Source organism: Mycobacterium sp. 852002-51613_SCH5001154, assembly GCF_001667425.1.
GTDB lineage: Bacteria > Actinomycetota > Actinomycetes > Mycobacteriales > Mycobacteriaceae > Mycobacterium.
This window is the reverse complement of sequence record NZ_LZII01000029.1, coordinates 1-21,330: the sequence shown is the minus strand read 5'-3', so window position 1 is coordinate 21,330 and position 21,330 is coordinate 1. Positions and strand designations below refer to the sequence as shown.

General features: G+C 67.5%; 21 protein-coding genes. 9 read left to right on the top strand and 12 right to left on the bottom strand.

Annotated features, from left to right (window positions below):
• The first annotated feature begins 87 nt into the window (after nt 1-87).
• Nucleotides 88-933 carry an enoyl-CoA hydratase/isomerase family protein gene (locus tag A5750_RS07230; protein ID WP_066953848.1) on the top strand — a complete coding sequence of 282 codons (846 nt, stop codon included), beginning with the start codon at nt 88-90 and terminating at the stop codon, nt 931-933.
• Here the strand turns inward: A5750_RS07230 and A5750_RS07225 are convergent.
• From A5750_RS07225 to A5750_RS07190, 8 genes are read right to left on the bottom strand one after another with little or no spacing between them, the layout of a single operon-like run.
• The gene (locus tag A5750_RS07225; RefSeq protein ID WP_067261815.1) at nt 930-2,627 is read right to left on the bottom strand and encodes an FAD-binding protein; all 1,698 of its coding nucleotides are present in this window, start codon (nt 2,625-2,627) and stop codon (nt 930-932) included. The genes A5750_RS07230 and A5750_RS07225 overlap by 4 nt on opposite strands.
• Complete coding sequence (locus A5750_RS07220) at nt 2,624-4,021, bottom strand: SRPBCC family protein (RefSeq protein WP_067261813.1); 1,398 nt, start codon at nt 4,019-4,021, stop codon at nt 2,624-2,626. Before A5750_RS07220 ends, A5750_RS07225 begins: the two co-directional genes overlap by 4 nt.
• 18 nt (nt 4,022-4,039) lie before the next feature.
• Nucleotides 4,040-5,575 carry an acyl-CoA synthetase gene (locus A5750_RS07215; RefSeq protein WP_066953856.1) on the bottom strand — a complete coding sequence of 512 codons (1,536 nt, stop codon included), beginning with the start codon at nt 5,573-5,575 and terminating at the stop codon, nt 4,040-4,042.
• 21 nt (nt 5,576-5,596) lie between these two features.
• The gene (locus tag A5750_RS07210; protein ID WP_066953859.1) at nt 5,597-6,469 is read right to left on the bottom strand and encodes an enoyl-CoA hydratase-related protein; all 873 of its coding nucleotides are present in this window, start codon (nt 6,467-6,469) and stop codon (nt 5,597-5,599) included.
• A 20-nt stretch (nt 6,470-6,489) separates the two neighbouring features.
• On the bottom strand, nt 6,490-6,726 hold the full coding sequence (locus tag A5750_RS07205) for a lipoyl domain-containing protein (protein WP_066953863.1): 237 nt from the start codon (nt 6,724-6,726) through the stop codon (nt 6,490-6,492).
• A complete protein-coding gene (locus A5750_RS07200; protein WP_066953866.1) occupies nt 6,719-7,735 on the bottom strand; it encodes an alpha-ketoacid dehydrogenase subunit beta in 1,017 nt (338 codons plus the stop codon). Before A5750_RS07200 ends, A5750_RS07205 begins: the two co-directional genes overlap by 8 nt.
• A complete protein-coding gene (locus A5750_RS07195; protein ID WP_066954010.1) occupies nt 7,732-8,715 on the bottom strand; it encodes a thiamine pyrophosphate-dependent dehydrogenase E1 component subunit alpha in 984 nt (327 codons plus the stop codon). The genes A5750_RS07200 and A5750_RS07195 overlap by 4 nt, the downstream gene beginning before the upstream one ends.
• Nucleotides 8,716-8,720: 5 nt before the next feature.
• Nucleotides 8,721-9,584 carry a mycofactocin-coupled SDR family oxidoreductase gene (locus A5750_RS07190; protein ID WP_066953869.1) on the bottom strand — a complete coding sequence of 288 codons (864 nt, stop codon included), beginning with the start codon at nt 9,582-9,584 and terminating at the stop codon, nt 8,721-8,723.
• Between the two features lie 266 nt (nt 9,585-9,850).
• Between A5750_RS07190 and A5750_RS07185 the strand changes: the two genes are divergently transcribed.
• From A5750_RS07185 to A5750_RS07175, 3 genes are all read left to right on the top strand, one after another.
• A complete protein-coding gene (locus tag A5750_RS07185) occupies nt 9,851-11,083 on the top strand; it encodes a CaiB/BaiF CoA-transferase family protein (RefSeq protein WP_066953872.1) in 1,233 nt (410 codons plus the stop codon).
• A 114-nt stretch (nt 11,084-11,197) separates the two neighbouring features.
• Nucleotides 11,198-12,562, top strand: coding sequence for a wax ester/triacylglycerol synthase domain-containing protein (locus tag A5750_RS07180; protein ID WP_066953875.1), 1,365 nt, complete (start codon nt 11,198-11,200; stop codon nt 12,560-12,562).
• Between the two features lie 244 nt (nt 12,563-12,806).
• Nucleotides 12,807-13,094, top strand: coding sequence for an ANTAR domain-containing protein (locus A5750_RS07175; protein WP_066953878.1), 288 nt, complete (start codon nt 12,807-12,809; stop codon nt 13,092-13,094).
• Between the two features lie 94 nt (nt 13,095-13,188).
• On the opposite strand, the gene A5750_RS07170 is transcribed toward A5750_RS07175, so the two are convergent.
• Complete coding sequence (locus tag A5750_RS07170) at nt 13,189-13,935, bottom strand: IclR family transcriptional regulator (RefSeq protein WP_067261810.1); 747 nt, start codon at nt 13,933-13,935, stop codon at nt 13,189-13,191.
• Between the two features lie 67 nt (nt 13,936-14,002).
• Here A5750_RS07170 and A5750_RS07165 point away from each other — a divergent pair, with 67 nt between their 5' ends.
• Nucleotides 14,003-15,343, top strand: coding sequence for an FAD-binding oxidoreductase (locus tag A5750_RS07165; protein ID WP_067261808.1), 1,341 nt, complete (start codon nt 14,003-14,005; stop codon nt 15,341-15,343).
• Nucleotides 15,343-16,173, top strand: a complete 831-nt coding sequence (locus tag A5750_RS07160; protein ID WP_066953888.1) for a DAPG hydrolase family protein — start codon at nt 15,343-15,345, stop codon at nt 16,171-16,173. The genes A5750_RS07165 and A5750_RS07160 overlap by 1 nt, the downstream gene beginning before the upstream one ends.
• Before the next feature lie 8 nt (nt 16,174-16,181).
• Here A5750_RS07160 and A5750_RS07155 read toward each other — a convergent pair whose 3' ends face one another.
• A complete protein-coding gene (locus A5750_RS07155) occupies nt 16,182-17,144 on the bottom strand; it encodes a DMT family transporter (protein WP_082959059.1) in 963 nt (320 codons plus the stop codon).
• 62 nt (nt 17,145-17,206) lie between these two features.
• Between A5750_RS07155 and A5750_RS07150 the strand changes: the two genes are divergently transcribed.
• Entirely contained in the window at nt 17,207-17,815 is a 609-nt protein-coding gene (locus A5750_RS07150) for a CGNR zinc finger domain-containing protein (protein WP_066953894.1), read from the top strand.
• On the opposite strand, the gene A5750_RS07145 is transcribed toward A5750_RS07150, so the two are convergent.
• The gene (locus A5750_RS07145) at nt 17,812-19,557 is read right to left on the bottom strand and encodes a DUF4407 domain-containing protein (RefSeq protein WP_067261864.1); all 1,746 of its coding nucleotides are present in this window, start codon (nt 19,555-19,557) and stop codon (nt 17,812-17,814) included. The genes A5750_RS07150 and A5750_RS07145 overlap by 4 nt on opposite strands.
• A gap of 194 nt (nt 19,558-19,751) precedes the next feature.
• Between A5750_RS07145 and A5750_RS07140 the strand changes: the two genes are divergently transcribed.
• The gene (locus tag A5750_RS07140) at nt 19,752-20,309 is read left to right on the top strand and encodes a hypothetical protein (protein ID WP_066953897.1); all 558 of its coding nucleotides are present in this window, start codon (nt 19,752-19,754) and stop codon (nt 20,307-20,309) included.
• Nucleotides 20,310-20,422: 113 nt separating this feature from the next.
• On the top strand, nt 20,423-20,851 hold the full coding sequence (locus A5750_RS07135; protein ID WP_066953901.1) for an SRPBCC family protein: 429 nt from the start codon (nt 20,423-20,425) through the stop codon (nt 20,849-20,851).
• Between the two features lie 18 nt (nt 20,852-20,869).
• On the opposite strand, the gene A5750_RS07130 is transcribed toward A5750_RS07135, so the two are convergent.
• On the bottom strand, nt 20,870-21,151 hold the full coding sequence (locus A5750_RS07130) for a hypothetical protein (RefSeq protein WP_066953904.1): 282 nt from the start codon (nt 21,149-21,151) through the stop codon (nt 20,870-20,872).
• Nucleotides 21,152-21,330: the final 179 nt, after the last annotated feature.

Sequence of the window (21,330 nt, the reverse complement as noted above, 5' to 3'; positions counted from 1 at the left end):
TAGCAAGAGTTTTCCGCACGAATCGCGGCACGCCGAAATGGCGTTTGGCGGTGCCGTTTCGGCTGCCGGCCGGGTAATGTCACGCAAATGGAGCGGCGCGTTCTCGAAGCGGTCATCTATGAGCGCGAGCCGCCGATTGCGCGGATCATCCTGAACCGGGTCGACAAGGCCAACACCAAGGACGCGGTCCTGGTGACCGAAGTCGACGAATGCCTGCATGAGGCCGACCGCGACAAGGAGATCAAGGTCGTCATCCTCAAGGCCAACGGAAAGGGTTTCTGTGGCGGACATGTGGCCCGCTGGGGCCCCGACGAAAACCCGTATCCCGACTTCGGCGAGACGTTCGAGGATCTGTACAAGGGCACGGCCGACCTGTTCCTGTGGCCGACGCTGTACCTGTGGGAGTTTCCGAAGCCGACCATCTCCGCGATTCACGGCTACTGCATGGGCGGCGGAATCTATCTCGGTCTGCTGACCGACTTCTGCGTCGCGTCGGAGGACGCGTATTTCCAAATGCCGCTTGCCCAAAGCCTTGGCGAGCCCGGCGGGCACACCATGATCGAACCGTGGTTGCTGATGAACTGGCATCGCACCATGGACTGGCTGCTGCTGGCTCCGACGCTCTCCGCGCAGGAAGCCCTCGACTGGGGCCTGCTCAACAAGGTGGTGCCGCGCGAAGACCTCGACGAAGTGGTCGAGCAGATGGCGCGCAAGATCGCCCAAATCCCGTTGACCACCCTGATGGCGGTGAAGAACAACGTGAAGCGCGCGTGGGAACTGATGGGCATGCGGGTCCACCTGCAAGTCAGCCACATCCTGACGAACATGGTCGGCGCCGCCTCCGACGTCCAGGCGCGGCGGGCCGAGCTGAAGCAATCGGGTATGAAGCCACGCGATTTCGTCGGCCGCGACGAAAAGGATGCCGGGACCTAGCGCCTTGGATCGCCGGCGACACCCCGGCCGCCGGCGTGCCGGGCGGCGACATAGCCGAACACCATTGTGTAGGCGATGCTTCCGCCCGCGCCCAGATAATTGCGGCCCATGACAGTCGCGGTGATGTTTCCCGTCGCGTACAGTCCGTCGATCACGCGGTCGTCCTCGTCGAGCACCTGGGCGTGCTCGTTCGTAATCACCCCGCCGCACGTTCCGACGTCGGCCGGAACGACTTTGGTGGCGTAGAACGGTGACCGCTCGAGCGGGCCGAGGGCGGCGTTCGGGCGATGCCCGGGATCACCCAGACAGTCGTTGTACGCCGACTGACCGCGCCCGAAGTCCGGGTCAAGGCCCTTGGCCGCAAAGCCGTTGAAGCGCTTGATCGTCTGCTCCAACGCGTCGGCCGGTACGCCCATCTGGCGCGCCAGCTCGCCGACGGTGTCGCCCCGCATCACCGCGCCCCGCGCGATGAGTTCTTCGGGCAGGCGACGCTTCTTGAACGGGTTGGCCCCCGAAACGTACCGGCTGATGTAACCCTCGTCGAAGACCATCCAGCACGGCACCGCCTTATTCGCGTACATCGCCTTGCCGACTTCGACGTACGAGTTGGACTCGTTGCAGAATCGCCGGCCGGTTCCGTCGACGTAGATGGCGCCGGGACGCTGCCGCCCGCTGCCCAGCGCCTTCGCGGCGTCACCTCCGTCGGCGATGAAAACCGAGGGCAGCCACCAGGCCTCGTCCATCAGGTCGGTCTTGGCGCCCAGCCGGATCGCGGTCTGCAACACCTCGCCGGTGTCGCCGGCGTTCGCGATCGACCAGAGCCCCTCGTTGGGCTGCTCCCCACTGTAGCGGCGGCGCATGTCCGCGTTACGGCTGAAGCCGCCCGCCGCCAACAGGACGCCCTTGCGCGCCTCGATGTTCAGCGCCTCGCCGTGACGTGAGACGCGCGCGCCGACGACCCGGCCGTCCTCGACGATCAGGTCCTCCATCGCCGCGCCGGTCCAGATCGGCGGCTCGCCGCGCAGATCGATCAGCACCTTGAGCATCTGACCGATGAGCGAGGCGCCGTTGGTGAGGATCTCCCGACGGCGGAGCCGGGCGGCCCTGGTGCGCGCGAACACTCGCATCGCCACCGCGAAGGCTCGCGGCGACCGATTGAAGTACTGCACCGAACGCAGCTCGTTGGTCTTGAGAACGAACCCGCCGTAAGCCTTGGCCATCGAGGGCTGGACCCGGTCACGCCAGTTGCCCAGCGCGGCGGCATCGTACGGGACGCACTCGATGGCGCGACCGGCTTCGTTGCCCCCCTTGTGGTTCGGGTAATAGTCGCTCCAGCCGGGGCACCGCACAAACCGAACACCCTTGCGGGTGAGGAAGTTGATCATTTCGTATCCCGCGCTGAGGAACGTCTCGCGGCGCGCCGGTGACGAGGCCGGACCGATGTCGCCGACGACGTCGTCGAAATATGCCAGGCCGTCCTCGTGCGAGTCCGGGATGCCGTCGGCGCGCATCAGCGGGTTGTTCGGCAGCCACACCATGCCACCCGAAAGGCCGGTGGAACCTCCGACCAGGGATTGCTTTTCGATCACCAGCGGCTCGATGCCGGAGTCGAGCGCCGCCAGCGCCGCGACCATGCCGCCCCCGCCGCTGCCGGCGATGAGCAGGTCCACGGAGCGGTCCCACCGGGTGGTCATCGTGCCTCCGCGCGCAAGGCCAGGTCGGCGACCGGTACGTCGATGGTGGTGTTGGTCTTCTGGATCGCGGGGACCAGCGCCTCGTGCGGCAGCCCGGCGAGGAAGCCGTCGACGACGCGTTCGAAGTTGGAGATCAGGCCCTCGATCTGGTCCGACAGCCGCATGTATTCGAAGCCCTTGGAGTGCAACCCTTTCTGCTGTCTCGGCAGATTGGAGAAGTCTTGCGCGGGGATCGGCGGCCAGCGCGGGTCGTCGGGCGCCATCGGCTCCGGGGGCTGGGGCCTGCCTGCGGGAACGTCGTCGGGAAACCGGGTGAGGGACCAGATCTCGAACAGGGTGTCCTCGGGGCCGAGCGGGCGGATGCGGTACGACGACGCGCTGCTGTAGGTGGGGAGGATGAAGTAGTGCGGGAAGCAGAACCCGATCGCATCGGTGATCCCGCGGCGGACCAGCTCGTTCAGGTCGGGCATGGTGCTGCCCCGGGCCCGATGCCAGCTGACGACGGCGTCGTTGAGGGCGCTGCGCCAGGCATTCATCGCCGCCGCAGGATCGGCGGGCAGCTCGATGTTCTGCAGCCCCTCGGCGATTCGGATGTCGTTGTCGTGCGTCATGCCGCCCATGCCGGTGCCGAGGGTGCGCATGAAGTACAGGCTGCTCGCGACGACGGGATGCACCGCCGATTGGGCGGGGTCACCGTTCTGTGCGGATGGCAGCAGCTGAGGATGGGTTTGGGGGACGTGGTAGCCCTCCATGAACGCCGCCGCCGCCAGCTTCCAATTCACCGGCAACCGGCACGACTGCCACCACTCGACCCGCAGCGATTCCACCTGCCAGGCGTCGTAGGTCGACGCGAAGGGCTCCAGGCAGTCGCGCAGCGCGGGGGCCCCGTCGTCGAGGTTGATCCACGCGCATCCGCCCCAGGTCTCACACCGCACCGAAACCAGCTGCAGATCTTGGGGATTCATGTTTTCCGCGGCGAACGCCTCGGGCCGCAACACGAACGTGCTGCGCCCGTCGATGCCCCAGCACCAGCCGTGGAAGGGGCAAACGAAAGTCCGCCGGGAGCCGCTGCCTTCGACCAGCTTCACCCCGCGATGGCGGCACGCGTTGTGGTAAGCCTGCACCGTGTCCGCGTCGACACGCACCACGATGATCGACTGATCGAGGATCTCGTATTCGACGAAGTCGCCCGGCTTGGGAATCTCCTCGAGCCGGCACGCCATCTGCCAGACGCGCGGCCAGAAGGCCTCCGCCTCCAGCGCGTAGAACTCGGGGTCGTAATAGCGCTGCTTGGGAATGCGGTCGACGGACTGGACCGCCCACGGCACCGGTAGCGGTGTCCAGTTCCTGGCCGTGCTCACCGAGCTGGTCGCTGAGTCTGTCTTGGAAGCCATCTCGCCATTCCTCTTCGATTACACGATCCGCGTTGACCGCCCCTGCCAGTAACGCTCGCGAATGCGTCTCTTGTACAGCTTTCCGTTCGGGTCCCGGGGCAGTTCCGGAACGAATTCGACGGTGCGCGGGCACTTGTAGCCCGCCAGGTGCGCTCGGCAGTACTCGATGAGTTCGGCCTCGAGGTCGGGCCCCGGCCGGACACCGTCGACCGGCTGTACGACGGCCTTGACCTCCTCGCCGAACTCGTCGTTGGGGACGCCAAAGACGGCCGCGTCAACAAGCTTGGGATGCATGATCAGAAGGTTCTCGACTTCCTGGGGGTAGATGTTCACCCCGCCGGAAACGATCATGAATGTGGACCGGTCGGTGAGGTAGAGATAGCCGTCGTCGTCGACGTACCCCATGTCGCCCAGGGTGCGCCAGCCCCGGTCGTTGAACACCGAGGCGGTCTTGGCGGGGTCCTTGAAGTATTCAAAGGCGGGCCCGCCTTCGAAGAAGAGCTCACCGGCGTGGCCGGCGGGCAACTCGACGCCGCCGTCTCCGATGACGTGCACCGGCGACATGGGTTTGCCCACCGAACCGGGATGGGCCAGCCATTCCTCCGGACCGATGGTCGTGCCCGCGAATCCCTCGGTGCCACCGTAGTATTCGTGGATGATCGGCCCGAACCACTTCATCATGTGGTGTTTGACGTCGACCGGGCAGGGCGCGGCCGCATGGATCACACATCGCAGGCTCGACACGTCATACCTTTCCCGAACCGCCCTGGGCAGCTTGAGCATTCGCACGAACATGGTGGGCACGAACTGGGCATGCGTCACGCGGTGCGTCTCGATCAACCGCAGGACGGTCTCGGCGTCGAACTTGCGCATGAGGATCGCCGCGGCGCCGACGCGGTTGACCGCCATGGTGTAGTTCACTCCGGCCGCGTGGTAGAGCGGTGCGGGGGAGAGGTACACGCTCGACGGGCTCATCCCGTACTTGTGGGTGAGCGCCAATTCCAGCACCGCCTGAGCCCAGGAACCGTTGCCGTCGGTCGGAAGGGGCCGGCGGACCGCCTTCGGCCTGCCGGTGGTGCCCGACGAATACAGCATCTCCGACCCGTCCGACGCGGGCGGTGCGGCACCGGCCGTCGCCAGCGCCTCCTCGTACGCGCGCCAGCCGGGCAAGGCTCCCCCCACCGCGAGGTGAACGGTGACGGCCGGGTTGGCCGCGCGGACGTGGGCGGCAAGTTCGGGCATGGTGGCGTCGACGAAGACCGCCCGCGCATCGGAGTCGTCGATGACGTAGGCGACCTCGTCCGCGGTGAAGTGGGTGTTGACCGCGGTGTAATAGAGGCCGGAAAGCTGGCAGGCCCAGGTGATTTCGAGGAACTCGGGTCGGTTCGGCAAGATCAGGGCCACGCCGTCGCCGGGGCGCAGCCCGGCGCCGTGCAGCACCGCGGCGACGCGCTGGCTGCGGGCGTACAGCGCGGAGTGCGAGATCGTGTCACCGCCCGCGACGATGAGGGCCGGCGCCTGTCCGGCCCTCGTGGCGTGATCGGCAAGGTTCACTTGCGCGAGCCCCGCGGAACCCTAAGTGGCCGTGGCGCCGTCGGTCGACGCGGCCGCCGCGGCCTGCCGCCGGGCGTGCTCGGACGGCAACACCTTGTCCTTGAACACCGTCTGAATCAGCTGCTGGACGTCCTTGCTTATCGAGGCCAGCGCGACCAGGTCATTGGAGCTCTGCCAGTGCACCCGCATGCCCATCAGCTCCCAGGCCCGCTTCAGGTTGGCCTTCGTGAGCATCAGCGTCGTCAACGGAGCCTGGGCGATGTGCCGGGCAATGGCCTCGACACGGTCGTCGAGCTGATCACGTGGAACGACCTCGTTCACCAGGCCGACCTCCAGCGCCTTCTTGGCGTCGATCACCTCGGCGGTGAACAGGTAGTAGGCCGCGCGGCGCCAGTTCATGAAGACCCAGGGCTCGATGGAACATTCGCCCGAGGGCATCCCGAAGCCCTGCAGCGGCGGGTAGGAGAAATAGGCGTCCTCGGCGGCGATGACGATGTCGGTGGTCAGGCCCATATGGGTGCCGCCGCCGACGCAGTAGCCGTGCACCTGCGCGATGGTGGGCTTGGAGAACTCCCACAGATTCAGGGTCGGCTTGACGAACAGGTCCGACTGCGCCTTCCAGGGGTGGCCGGTCACCATGGCGTTCTCCACGAACGACGGGTAGTCGACGGCGTTGTTGCCGATGGCGTGTCCGGAGCAGAAGCCCTTGCCGTTGGCCTTGAGGACGAGCACCTTGATGTCGTAGTCGCGGTCGGCGTCCAGCAGCGCGGCATCCACCTCTTCGGCCAGCTTCTGATCCTGGGCGTTCGCCTTCTCCGGCCAGTTGAGGATGACGCGGGCGATGGGCCCCTCTTTCTGGTAGATGATTCTCTCGCGAGTCTCGTTGAGATCCATACGTGCTCACCTTTCCTGGTTCAAGAAGTGATGACGCCGATTTCGGCGCCGATGTCGTAGGTGGTGCCGACCTGGCCCGTCCATTGCACGGTGCCCGACGCCCCCGCTTCGATCTCCTGTTCCACCTTCTCGGTGGCGATCACGTAGAGGGGCGTGCCCGCATCCACGTGCTGGCCGGCGTCGACGAGAAGGTCGGTGAGCTCGGCCTCCGACACGGCCACCGAGACCCGCGGAATGCGGATGATGAAGTCAGCCATGCACTCTCGCTCCCGTCAGGGTCCTCCCTAAGGTCTTCAGCGCCGCGGCGACGATTCGTGCCGGGGAGGGGTACACCTGCGCTTCGAGCGCCGCCGCGGCCGGGTTGGGGACGAATCGGGCGGCCACCCGTTCGACGGGCGCCGCCAGCTCGGAGAACAGCTCCGCGTGCAGGATCGCAGCGAGCTCCGCTCCGGGGCCGGCGAATTGGACCGCGTCATGGATGATGACGGCACGGCGGGTACGGCGGGCGGAGTCGACGATGGTCTCGACGTCGAGCGGTACCAGCGTGCGCAGATCGACGACCTCGGCGCTCACACCCTGTTCGGCCAGCGTGGCCGCGGCGGTGAGGGCGTCGTGCACGCAGCGTCCGTAGCCGATCAGGCTCACGTCGGTGCCCGGCCGCTTGATGTCGGCGAGGCCCAGCGGGATGGAGAACGCGGGATCGACGGGGACGGGACCCTTCTTGCCCTGCAGCCGAATGGTTTCGACGAAGAGGCAGGGATCCTCGTCGAAGATCGCCGATGTCAGGAGGCCCTTCCCGTCGCGGGGTGTGGACGGCACGATCACCTTCATGCCGGGGATGTGCATGAACCACGCCTCGAGGCTTTGCGAATGCGTGGCACCGGTGGCCAGCCCGGCGTAGACCTGGGTGCGAATGGTGATCGGCGCCGTCGTGCGTCCGGCGGTCATGAACCTCAGCTTGGCCGCGTTGTTGATCAGCTGGTCGGCCGCGATGCCGATGAAATCCATGATCATGATCTCGGCCACCGGCAGCAGGCCGTCGATGGCGGCGCCGATGGCCGCGCCGACGATCGCCGCCTCCGAGATCGGGGTGTCCAGGACGCGGTCGTGACCGTACTTCGTCGACAGTCCCGCGGTCGGTCCGGACGCGCCCGGATCGGCGATGTCCTCACCGAGCAGGAACACCCGATCGTCGGCGGCAAGCGCTTGATCCAGTGCGAGGTTGAGCGCCTCGCGCATCGTCATCTCCCGCTCTTGCGTGTTCATACCGGGAACCTGATCGGGGTCGCGTACACATCCATATCCAGCTCTTCGATAGACGGGGAATCGGCGCCCATCACGGCTTGCAGCGCAGTTTCCACCGCCGCCAGCGCCTCGTCGTCGATGCGGTCGAGTTCGTCCGGAGTGCAGATGCCGGTGTCGGCGAGGTGGCTGCGGAACCGGGGGACCGGGTCGGCCTCCATCGCGGCGGCAAGTTGATCCTTGGGAATGTAGGGCATCCGGTCGCCGAAGTAATGGCCGCGGAAGCGAAACGTCACGCATTCGATGAAGGTGGGGCCGTCACCGGAGCGGGCCCGCCGCAGCGCGTCCTCGAGTGCGGATTTGACTGCCAGCGGGTCGTTTCCGTCGACACGCACCCCGGGCATGCCATAGCCGGCCGCCCGGTCGGCGACGTGTTCGAGCTTCATGGTGTCGGCCGTGGGCGTCATCTCGGCGTACTGGTTGTTCTGGCAGACGAAGACCATCGGCAGGTCCCACAGCGCCGCCATGTTCGCGGCCTCGTGGAAGGACCCGGTGTTCGTCGCGCCGTCACCGAAACTGACCACCGTGACGCGATCGGAACCCTTGCGTTTGGCCGCCATCGCCAATCCCACCGCCACCGGTGGTCCGGCCCCGACGATCCCGGTCGAAAGCATCACGCCCTTAGCGGGATTGGCGATGTGCATAGTGCCGCCCTTGCCGCGGCTGGCGCCGACGGTGCGGCCCATCATCTCGCCGTAGATCTCCTCGAGCGGGACGCCCTTGCCGATGAGGTCGTGCAGCCCGCGGTAGGTGGTCACCAGCCGATCGTCGGGGCGCAGCGCCACGCCCATTGCGGCGGCGATGGCCTCCTGGCCGCGCGAGGGCCAGTAGACGCACATGAACTCGCCGGTGCCGATGCCTTTGGACAGCCGGTCGTCGGCCGCCTTCATCAGCACCATCAGCTCATAAAGCCGGCGCTGGGCGTCCGGTGCGGAGTCGGTCATCGGTATCACGCACCCGACCACGGCTTGACCTTGAGGAAGCCGCCGCCGTCGACGCGGAGCTGCTGGCCGGTGATGTAGCGCGCCGCGTCGGAGGCCAGGAACAACACCGCCTCGCTGATGTCCTCGGGTTCGACGTAGGGGATCGGCATCGCCTGCACGAGCGGGAAGACCGGTTCGGCATCCTCGCGGGTCGGATCTTTCAAGTCCGGCCGGAAGGCCCGATACATCGGCGGGCTGTGCAACATGTCGGTGTTGACGTTGGTGGGGTGCACCGCGTTCATCCGGATGGAGAACCGGGCGAGCGCCAGGGCGAAGTCGTTGACGTAATGCGCGGCAGCCAATTTCGCGAAGGCATATCCGGCACCGCCGGGCCCCCCGTCGATGCCGGTGGTGTTCATCGACGACATGAACGCCGCGTTGGAACCGATGACGATGATCGACGCGCCGGCCTGCAGGTGCTTGAGGCTCGCGTGCACCAGGTTCAGCACGCCGACCAGGTCCACGTCCACGGCGTCGGCGAAGGCCTGCGGCGGCAGGCCCGCGGTGAGCGGGCAGATGCCCGCGTTGGCGACGACGACGTCGAGATGCCCCAACTCGGCGACGCCCCCATCGATCGCCGCGGACAGGGCCACCCGATCGCGAACGTCCGCGACCGCGGTGAACGCGCGCTGGCCCTCCTTCTCGACCAACCGGGCCGTCTCGTCGAGGTCTTCCCGCCGGGCCAGGGGATACTCATTGGTCTCGATGTCGGCGCACAGGTCCACCGCGATGATGTCCGCGCCTTCGGCGGCCAGCATCCGCGCGTGCGAACGGCCTTGGCCGCGTGCGGCGCCACTGATCACGGCCACCTTGCCGGTTACCCTGCCCATCGCCCGTCCTTCGTCCGTGTATCTACACCGCGACCCACGTTGGGGCCCAACACCATTCGTCGGTGCGGCCGCAATGACTCCGCCGGCCGTCCCGTTTCGCCGGGATACGCGGGGTCACGGGTGTTGGAATCGGGCCAACGGTCGGATCCATCGCATCTCTTCCACGAAAAACTGCTCTGACCTGCAGCTGGGCTACCACTACGCCCTAGACTAGCTAGAATATCTAAAATAGCAAGGAATGAACTGGTCGACCGAGGGAGTTGGCGATGTCTGGCGTGCGCGGTGGTGTCCTGCAAGGGGTGCGGGTGGTCGAATTGGCGTCGTGGACCTACGTGCCGTCGGCCGGTGCGGCCCTGTCGGACTGGGGCGCCGACGTGATCAAAGTCGAGGGCGTCGCCTCGGGTGACCCCGGGCGCGCGCTGGTCGTCGGCGGCTTCACCCGGCAGGCGGCGCGCCCGGACGCCGACTTCATCCTCGAGCTGGGCAACCGGGGCAAGCGCAGCATCGCCATCGACATCAAGTCCGAAACCGGTCGCGAGCTGTTCGGCCGCCTCTTGGCGAGTGCGGATGTGTTCCTTACCAATTGGCTGCCCGGGGCGCTCGAGCGGGCCCGGCTCACCGTGGACGACATCCGTTCGTTCAACCCGAAAATCATCATCGCGCGCGGCACCGGGCTGGGCGTGCGGGGACCGGACCGCGACCGCGGCGGGTTCGACGCGGCCACCTATCTCGCGCGGGGCGGCGTCGCCTACACGCTCACGCCGTTCGGCACGGACACGCCCGCGGTGCAGGGGCCGGGGTTCGGCGACCTCCAAGGCGGGGCGACGCTCGCCGGTGGCGTCTGCGCCGCGCTCTTCCACCGCGAGCGCACTGGTGAACCGACGATCGTCGACTCCTCGCTGCTGGCCCAGGCGATGTGGGCGATAGCGCCGTCCATCTCGGCGGCCGACTTCTTCGACATCGACGGGATCCCGGGGGCGCCGCCGGGGCTGGCCATCAACCCGCTCGTGAACAGGTACAAGACCCGCGACGGCAGGTGGATTCAGTTGGTGTTCCTGCAGCCGGACAAGTTCTGGGCAGGGTTCTGTGAACGTGTGGGCCTGGCTGACCTGGTCACCGATGAGCGATTCGTGCCGTCGAGCAACTTGATCGCCAACGCCGCGGAGGCCACCGAGATTCTGGCCAACGTGTTCGCCCGGCACGATCTCGCCCACTGGCAGAAGGCGCTCGAAGACGAGCCGGGCGTGTGGGGTGCCCTGGCGACGCCGCGGGAAACGCTCAACGATCCGCAGGTCGAACCCAACGGGTACGTGGTGACCAACGTCGACGACCACGGCGAGAAGTACCGGATCGTCGCCGCGCCCGTTCAGTTCGACGAGACCCCGCCGGCGCCCGCGCGTGCGCCGGAACACGGTCAGCACACGGAAGAGATCCTGCTGGAACTCGACGTCGATTGGGACGACATCGCCAGGGCCAAGGATCTCAAGGCGATTCTGTAGGACGCCGGGACGGTCGACGAAAGGCGCTATCTGTGGTGACCAAAGTCATCGGCTGCCGATAACCCGGTGACCCAGGACGCTCGCCGACGTACGTTCGGTGCAAGGAGCACCGACATGACTGCATTCATGCGCGCCACAGACGCGTTCACCTGGGCGATGGAGACTGACCCACGGCTGCGATCGACCGTGGTCAGCGTCATACTTCTGGACCGGCCCCCGGACTGGGACGAAGTGCGGAAGCGATTCGACTTGATCAGCCGCACGCTCCCGATGTTCCGGCAGCGCGTGGTGCAGTCACCTCCGCCGGCCCCGCCGCGATGGGAGCGTTACCGGGACTTCGACCTCGATTACCACCTGCGGCGAGCGACAGTTTCCGCCCCCGGAACTCTTGACGACGTGCTCGAGATGGCCCGATTGGCCGAGATGCAGGATTTCGATCGGGCCCGCGCGTTGTGGGAAACGACGTTCGTCGAGGGTCTGGAAAACGGCGGTGCGGCCGTGATCTGCAAGTTTCACCACGCGCTCACCGATGGGGTCGGCGGGGTCCAGATCGCGATGCACCTGTTCGACCTCTCGGAAGATCTGTATTCCGTGGAACCCATGCCGCCCGAGCCACGGGTCACGGCCCCGGCGCTGCTGGGGGGTTACCGCGACGCCGTGCGCTACGACACCGGCTTGCTCAACAGCGCCCTGACGGGCGCGGCCACGTTGGTGCCACGTCTGATGTACGACGGCGTCCGCCGGCCCGTCGCCACCATCCGGTCCGCGGCGAACACCGCGGCATCGGTCTACCGAACCGTCCGGCCGATCAGCCGACCCGGGTCACCGCTGGCGACGGACCGTGGCCTGATCCGGCGTCTCGGGGTGCATCAGGTGCCGACGCGGCCGCTTCGGGAAGCGGCGCACCGTTGCGGTGGGGCGTTGAATGACGCTTTCGTCGCCGGGGTGGCGGGTGGACTGCGCCTCTATCACGAGAAGCACGGCGTCGCGGTGAACGACTTGCACATCACGATGCCGATCAGCCTGCGGACCGAAGCCGATGGCATTGGCGGGAACCGGATCACGCTGATGCGCTTCGACGTGCCCGTCGGCGAGGCGGATCCAGCAAAGCGGATCGCGGCGATACGCCAGCGCACCGCGGCGGTACGGAACGAAAGATCGCTGCCCTACACGCAATTGATCGCCGGAGTGCTCAATCTGGTGCCCCGTTGGTACATCGGCTCGGTTCTGCGCCACGTCGATTTCGTGGCCAGCGATGTGCCGGGCGTTCCCGTGCCGGTCTACCTCGGCGGTGCAGCGGTGCGGGCCCAGTACGCGTTCGGACCCACCATCGGCGCGGCGGTCAACGTCACGCTCCTCACCTATGTCGACACGTGTGGTCTCGGGTTGAACGTCGATACCACCGCGATACCCGACTACGACGTATTCCATGACGCTATCGTCGGTGGCTTTGACGAATTATTGTCTTTGGCAAACTGATCCGAAGATCACGGATTCCGGCACCGACCAGGCACTTCACCGGATTGGTTGATTAGCAACCGATCCCGGAACGGTCACAGGCGGGTATCGATCGCGGCGGTGGTCTGGCACAACGCGAAAGATCGACAAATCATGGCACAGGGCGCCTTTGAGGTTTGCGGCCGCGATGATGCGTAGCGCAGGAATTCCTCGTCCGCTGTGCGAGTGGTGGATTCGTGACGGCGCCGCAGGAGGTATCCACAACATGACAACGAATTGGGTTCCCGCCCAGACCTCGTGTGGCCCACACTCTGGTCGCATCCTCGACACCGCGCGGGGCATTCTCATCGGCCTTCGCCGGTGCCCGTCGGAAGCGGCCCTGGACGAATTGCACAGCGCGGCATTACGGCACAAAGTGCCGGTATTCGCGATGGCGTGGGCGCTGGTACACCTGGCCGGCGACGGCGAAAAGACACCGAGCTTCACCGACGCGCAATCCGCGGCTCGGCACGAGTGGGGAACGCTGTTCTCCTCCGCCGCAGTGCCCTGCTGAGCGGGCATCAAGACGTTGGGACGGCCGAGCTTTCGAGGGGTAACCCGGCCGTCTCCAACTCCAATCACGCCGGCATCGACGAGCTCCGCCGAGGCTAGCGCGGCCAGGCCGCCGATTCGCCGGCCGCACGCAATGCCGCCACGATGCGCTGCTCCTTCTCCCGGAAGCGCTCCGTCGGTGCCGGCACCGAGATAGCAATCAGGTTGTCGCCCACCCCGCGTCGCGCGATCGCGGCCGCCGAGATACCCGGCGTGTGTTCGCCTCGGTCGAAAGCGATTCCGGTGCGCCGGATCTCGGCCACCTCGGCGCGGAGGCGGTCGGCGGACCCGGGATCCAAGCGGGAGATCACCGCCTCGGCGTCGGCGTCGTCGAGGGCCGCGAGGGCCGCTTTGCCGTTGGCGGTCGACTCCAGCGGGAACCGGACGCCGACGGCCGACACGGCGCGCAGGCGATGCGACGATTCGATCTGGTCGACGAACCACATTCGCCGGCCACGCAAAACCGAGAGGTCGACCGTCTCGCCGTCGGTCGCGCGCGCTACCCGTTCGATCGTTGGGCGGAACACCGCCGCGATGTGCGCGCCGTCGGAATTGCCCAACCCCAGCAATCGGTCGCCGAGGGAGAAACGGCCCTGTGGATCGACACTGGCCAGTCCGACCTCGACCAGGCCCACCAGCAGCCGGCGAGCCGTCGACTTGGCCAGCCCGAGACGCTCACCGAGGTCCACCAGACGCAACCGGCCCGGCTCCGCGGCGATCTCGTCCAGCGCGGCGGCGGCGCGACGCAGTACCTGGATGCCCTCGTCGCGCCCGGCTGCAAAATTGTCCCCGGAGGACGGCATCCGTCCACTATAGTGTTCCGCATTGCGGATCACAAAGATCCGAACTGCGGATCACGGGAGGTTCCAGATGAGCGGGCTACCGGCCGGGCGGCACCATTTCCGCGGCGATGACGGCTACGAGGCGGCCCGTCGTGGCACCGTCTGGCACCAGCGGGTACCGGAACGCTACCCCGAAGTGATCGTGCAGGCCGTCGACACCGACGACATCATCGCCGGCATCCGCCGTGCGACGGCCCACGGTCTCAAGGTCAGCATTGTCTCGGGCGGACACAGCTTCGCGGCCAGCCATCTGCGCGACGGCTCCGTCCTGCTCGACGTCAGCCGCCTCGACCACGTTTCCATCGACGCCGAAAAGGGCCTTGCCCGAGTGGGTCCGGGCAAGGGCGGCAGCCTCCTCATGGCCGACCTCGAGGCGCAGGGCTTGTTCTTTCCCGGCGGTCACTGCAAAGGGGTCTGCCTCGGTGGCTACCTCCTACAGGGCGGATACGGCTGGAACAGCCGAATCTTCGGCCCGGCCTGCGAGAGCGTGGTGGGCCTCGATGTCGTCACCGCCGAGGGCGAACGGATTCACTGCGACGCCAGCAACAACGCCGACCTCTACTGGGCCGCCCGTGGTGCCGGACCCGGTTTTTTCGGCGTGGTCACGTCGTTCTATCTGAAGCTTTATCCGCGCCCGGGCGCCTGCGGCACCAGCGTCTATGTCTATCCGTTCGAGCTGGCCGACGAGGTTTTCGCGTGGACCCGCGCCGTCAGCGCCGAAGTGGACCCCCGGGTCGAGCTGCAGGCCGTGGCATCCCGCGGCGAACCGAACATGGGCATCGACACCCCGGTCATCTCGCTAGCGTCGCCCGCCTTCGCGGATTCCGATGCTGAGGCGGAAAAGGCGCTCGCCCTGTTCGGCACCTGCCCGGTCGCCGATCGGGCGCTGGTCAAAATCCCATACATGCCAACCGATCTCGCGACCTGGTATGACGTCGCGATGAGCCATTACCTGTCCGATCATTACTACGCGGTTGACAACATGTGGACGTCGGCGCCCGCGGAAGACCTGCTGCCGGGCATCCGGACGATCCTGGACACCATGCCCCCACACCCGGCGCATTTTCTGTGGTTGAACTGGGGCCCGTGCCCTCCCCGCCAGGACATGGCTTACAGCATCGAAGGCGACATCTACCTGGCGCTCTACGGTTCGTGGAAGGACCCGGCCGACGAGGCGAAGTACGCCGACTGGGCGCGGTCCAACATGGCCGCGATGTCCGAATTCGCCATCGGGATTCAGCTCGCCGACGAGAACCTCGGCCAGCGTCCGGCGCGGTTCGCCAGCGACGCCGCAATGGCCAAACTCGACCGCGTGCGCGCCGAGTACGACCCCGACGGTGTGTTCAACAGCTGGATGGGGCGACTCTGATGGCGGGCGATCTGTATCTGGGGTATCGCGGTGACGACGCGAACACCCCGTTCGGCAAGTTCTTCACGCCCGAAATGGCCGCGCTGCCACGCCATGTCGTCGAGGCACTCGAACACGGGCCGCAAGGCGCCATGGCGCTGTTGGCCTTCGACGACGCCGCGCGCGTCGCCGACGACGGCTACCAGCGGACCGAGACCGGCTACGGGGTCCTTGACGACGGCGGCTATCAGGTGTCGGTACGCACCGACATGCCGGGGGTCACGCCGGAGATGTGGTCGTGGTGGTTCGGCTGGCACGGCTGCGACGCCCGCCGCTACAAGCTGTGGCATCCCCGGGCCCATCTGCACGCCGCCTGGAAAGGTCAACGGCAGGACGGCCGGGACGACGCGGCCGTCGGCCTACGGGGCGCCGACCGCTACGTCGGCCGCTGGTCGTTGATCAGCGAGTACATCGGCTCGACGATGCTCAATGGCGCAATCCAATTCGTCGATCCTGCGGCGATGGGCTGCCCACCCGACAGCGACGGTGCGGTGGCGATCTGCGCCCGGCTGGGATCCAGCGAGGCCCCGGTGGACGTCGGATGGTTCATCCACCACGTCCGGTCGACGCCGAACGGGTCCGAGATGCGGTCACGATTCTGGATGGGCGGCCGGCACATCGAAGTGCGCAACGTCCCCGGCGTCGCTTCGCGCGCGGTGCGCCCGATCGCCTCGCGGGTGCTCGGCAACGCGGAAACCGGCGCCCGCAATCTGATGGTGCACTGCGCACAGGAGATGAATCACCTGGCGGCCTTCCTCCCGGAACTCTATGCCGCCTTCGGCAACGAGTAGCCGCACCGTTAGCGCCGAGCGCTCGCCGACGGATGCGTTGCACGAACCGCCGGAACCTCGGGCGTGCATGCATCGTGTGATGCGTTGGAAGATAGGGAAATTCGTGTGCTGCCGAGATATCCCGCCAACATCACGAGTGCGCAACCGGCAAGCTGAAGGGGAGACGGGCGTTCACCGAGCGCGACCGCGCCGAGCGTGATAGCACCCACCGGGGTGAGCAACAGGAGGGCGGAGCTCACGGTGCTGGGTAGGCGGCCCGAGCAGAAGGCGACGAGCAGCCAGCCGAACAATTGCCCGGTGATGGCAACCAGGGTCAACCATGCGAGAGCTCGCCAGCCCGGCCAGACCAGCAGGCCATGCCACCACGGGCCGACTGCCACCGCCACAATCGCGGACGTCGCGAGCACGACGCTATATGTCTGCATCGGCCTGCCGGCTTGCCCGCCGCGTCGCAGCAGGAACAGAAACCCGGAGTAGCACAGCGCTGCGCCCACGGCGTGCATCGTTCCGCGGATGGGATCAGAGCCCGAAATCCCTTGCTCGAGTGGGCCGCCGGCGAGCAACACGCCGACCAGCAAGGCGGGCAGCGACAGCAGGAATCGGCGCGAAATGCGTTCCCCGTCGGCCAGCCAGCTGAGCACCGGGACAACGGCGACCTGGGCATTGACGAGGACCGTCGACAAGCCCGCTCCCACTTCCGGGATGGCCTGCGTCCACAGCAACATATCGCCGGCGAACAAGGCGCCACACAGGATCGCCGACAGCAGCGCCCGCCGTGGCAAGCCGCCGCGGCGCCGCCATTCCGGGGCCGCAAGGAGCATGACCACGGGCAACGCGATCAGGCAGCGCGCGGCCGTGGCGGTGGCCGGTGTGGTGGCGGCCAACTTGAGCAGCACCGCCGACGCCGACACGGACAAGGCGCCCGTTGCCAATCCGACCCGATCCAGTGAGGGTGCGGGAACATGTCTCATGGTCGGGGGATACCCACCATGCTAATGGGTAAATCAGTGCTTAACCATTAGCATGGTTGCTTATGGCACGGTCGGAAGCGGCCAATCTCGATTTGCGCGGGGGCCATCCCGCAGTCGATTTGGTCAACACGGTGGCATGGCGGGGCGACCCCCATCGCCGTACCGACTATTTGTCGGACTATCCGGACCTGGTCGCTTGGGCGGAGCACGCAGGGGTGTTGTCGCTCCGCGAGGCGCGCACCCTCGCCGCGGGCGTCACCTCGGACCGCGTTGCTTGCGACGGAGCGCTGCATCGGACGAAGCAGCTCAGGGAGGCCCTCCATCGCATCTGGACGGGGTGCGGGTCCGCCCGCGATGCCGGCAAAGTCGCTGACGCCTACCGATCCGCGCTGCGGGCCAGGCGCCTGGTCGTCGGTGCGGATGCCGCCGACTGGCAGGAGCCTGCGTTGATGGCGCAAACCCCGCTCCACCGGCTCGCGGTCGAAGCGGTGACGTTCCTGACGGGGGTCCCGGGCTCACGTATCAAGCGATGCGGCGACGACGAGTGCGGATGGCTGTTCCTCGACACCAGCCACCGGCAGAACCGTCGCTGGTGCAGTACGGCCGACTGCGGCAACAGGGCCCGGGTCCGTCGGTTCTACGAGCGCACCAGGGACAGCTCAGATCGTTAAGCCGGCGGGAGCCGACGCGGGCCGGTCGGCGAATCCAGTTCGGCCGGACCCTCCCGCTGCGCCAACTCCGGGTTGTCGGCGCGCGCGCCCAGCGACGGGCCGCGCGGCTCCTGGCCACCCAGGTGGGTCACCGCCGCGCGCTCGACCCGCGACGAATCGATGAATCCCGCCTGACCGGGAGGGGCTTCACCGGCCTCAGCGGGCCGGGTGGGCCGACCGCCCGCGTCGGAACTTTCGGCGTCGACCGTCACCTTGTGGGTGCGCCTGAACGCGAACGTGATCTCCTCGACCTCTTCGAAGACGTGACGCGCGGTGCGCAGCGGCGCGGTCGTGGTGTCGATGACCCGGGCCACGAACGGCGGCACCAGCGGGCGTATCCAGCGCGCCGCGGCCTTGGTGGCGTCCGGAATCGACGGAATCGACGAGTTGTCCCGATCTTTGCGCGGCTCCACCTCGCGCGCGATGGGCGCCGGCAAGTTCTCCACATCGGCGGTGTGCACCGGGACGGGGGGGCCGAGGGCCGCACGGCTGGCGGCCTCGGCTTCCGCGGCGATCGGCAGGTAAATGTCTTCGTCGGCGGGCTCGAAGGCGCGGTGCGACGACGCCAGCACCGGGGGATCGAACGCGTCCACGATGCGCCGGCGTTGCTGCTCGCGGTCGATCTCGGTCTGAGCCTCGATCGCCAGCCGGGCCTGGGTGAGTTGGTGCTCGGCCCACATGATTTCGGCCTCGCGGCGAACCTCGGCCCGCTTGATCGCGATCGCCGTGTCCGCCTCGAGTTCCGCGCGTTCCCGCTCCGCACGCGCCGCCGCACGGCGATCGTGGCTGGTCTCGCCCCGCCACCGCCCCAGGATCAGCGGCAGCAAGTAGAGCAGCACGCAGAACGCCATGGTCAGCAGCCGCATCGCCAGCGCACCGAAGTCGGCGGAGGTCAGGTCGTTCATGGCGACCCAGCGCGCACCCAGACCACGATCCGCGTCCGCGGTGACGCCGTGGCGTGCCTCGTCGAGCGCGTGCGCTTCGCGGGAGATTTCGGCGTCCAGCCCGGGCGCCTGGCGATCCCGGGCCGCCAGCGCGTCGTCGAGTTCGCGCTGGGCGTCCGCGAGAAGCTCGTTCGCCGTGCGCGTTTCGGGCCCGGCACCGGGCACACCGGTGATCCGGGTCTGCGGGCAGCCGGGCGTGGGGTGGTATTCGCAACGCGCGATGACCAGGGCCTGGTCTTGCTGCTGGTGAGCGCGGTCGACAGCCGTGTCGAGCGCGCCGCGTGCATCCCTGCTCTGTTGCAGGGACGCCGTCGCCTGCGCGACCGCCGGCGCGGAGCCGGCGTTGCGCAGGGCGCGTTCGTCGAGACGGTGGTCGATCGAGCCGGAGAGCAGGATGACTGCGGCCAATTCGCCGACGGTGACGCCGAGGGCGGCCGCGACCACCGCCCGTGCCGCGAGTCCGGCGCGACTCCGGCCGGAACCGGAGGTGACGGCGCGGGTGACCGCGCCGGCCAGCAGGCCGAAGAGCAGGGTCAGCAGCACCACGAACAGGAGCGACCAGTGGGCCGATTCGCTCACCGCCAGCGCTGCGACGAGCCAGGCCAGCATCGCTCCGAACAACACCACCGCGCCGGTGACGGCGTGCGTGGACCGCTCATGGCGCTCATCCAGCTCCCGCCGGTGCCCGCCGCCAAGCCAGGTGAGCAGGCCCGCGGGCGAGAAGTCCGAGCGCCGCTCGGGGATTTTCCGGGCACACATCGAAATCACCTCCCAAGTCATCAAGCCTCCCAGGCCACCACCCGCAGGATCGAATCGAAGCGCCCGGCCTGTGGCGTGCTTCACAGCGCGCCCGGATCACCGATGATCCCGGCGGGGGTGTAACGAACGCGGATTTCTGCGACGCGGGCAGATCAGCGACGGTTCCGGCGGCCGGCGTGAGACGGTATAAGCCTATGGAGACTCACGATTATGTCACCTACGAAGAGTTCGGACGCAGATTCTTCGAGGTCGCTGTCACCCCCGAGCGTGTCGCCGCCGCTTTGGCCGACATCGCGGGCAACGAGTTCGCCATGGAGCCCATCGCTCAGGGGCCTGGCGGGATCGCCAAGGTCAGCGCCAACGTCAAGATCCACGAACCCAAGGTCACCCGCCGCCTGGGCGACAGCATCACGTTCGTCATCCACATTCCCTTGTCGATCGATCTGCTGCTCGACCTTCGGCTCGACAAGCAGCGGTTCGTCGTCTCCGGGGACATCGCGCTGCGGGCCACGGCCCGAGCCGCCGAACCGCTGCTGCTGATCGTCGACGTCGCGAAACCGCGGCCTTCCGATATCACCGTCAACGTGTCGTCGAAGTCCTTCCGCGGCGAGGTGCTGCGCATCCTCGCCGGCGTCGATGGCGAGATCCGCCGATTCGTCGCGCAGTACGTCGCCGAGGAGATCGACGCGCCCCAGTCGCAGTCCGCGCAGATCATCGACGTGGCGAAGCAATTGCAGGAGGTCTGGCCCTAAGGGCGCGGCGAACGCGTAGGCCCGGCCCCACCGGGGTATCCAGTGCATTGCGCGCTGGTCGCCTGTGTTGCCGTGCCGGTGCCAACCGCAATCGTGGGGAGGAGCGACAAGGCGTGGCACGAGTAAATGTTTCGGTGTCGTCGGAGGTAGACCCGGAGGCCGCCTGGAAGCTGGCGTCCGACCTGAGCCGATTCGACGAGTGGATGACCATATTCGCCGGGTGGCGCGGACCGGTGCCCGACAAGATCGAGGAGGGCACGTGCGTCTCGTCGTGCGTGAAGGTGAAGGGTTTCCGCAACGTCATCCACTGGACGGTCACCAACTACGATGAACCGAAATCGATTGAGCTGCAAGGCCGCGGTCGCGGTGGGATCCGCCTCGGGGTCGCGATGACCGTCACCGATCAGCAGCCCGGAACCGATTTCCATCTCACCGCCGACCTCAGGGGCGGATTACTCAGCGGCCCGATCGGCGGGTTGGTCGCCCGGATCCTGCGCTCCGATGTGGAGAAGTCCGTGAAAAATCTCGCCTCGCTGCAGTAGGCGTTGCAACCGGCGGTGCTACCGCGCAGCGTGGCCGACGGGCCAGTCTCGTTCCGCCTGGCGAATCCGCCTGCGGTCCATGCCAAGCCACGCCAGCCCGGCCCCGAACGTGAGCATGGCGACGATCGCGGCGGCGACACCCGCGCCGGCGTCACCGAGGGCGAAGGTGGCCACGCACATCACGAGTGCCAACACCGCGGCCCCGACGACGATCAGCCCGGGCGTGCGCCCCAAGTCGTGCGCCGGTTCGACGCTACCGGAGCGAGGGATCCGATCATGATCGACAGGGCGGTGGCTCATGGGCGTCTCTCCTCCGGTCACTTCCGTTCGGCCGCTTCCGTGGAGCTACCCGGATTGCCGAAGGGACAAACGACCTGGGGCGGGGGGGGGGGGGGGGGGGGGGCGCCCCCCCCCCCACGCGACTGGGGGGCCCAAAGTATTTGTGGTGGCGGGGTACCCCCGCGACGCGCGCGCGGGGG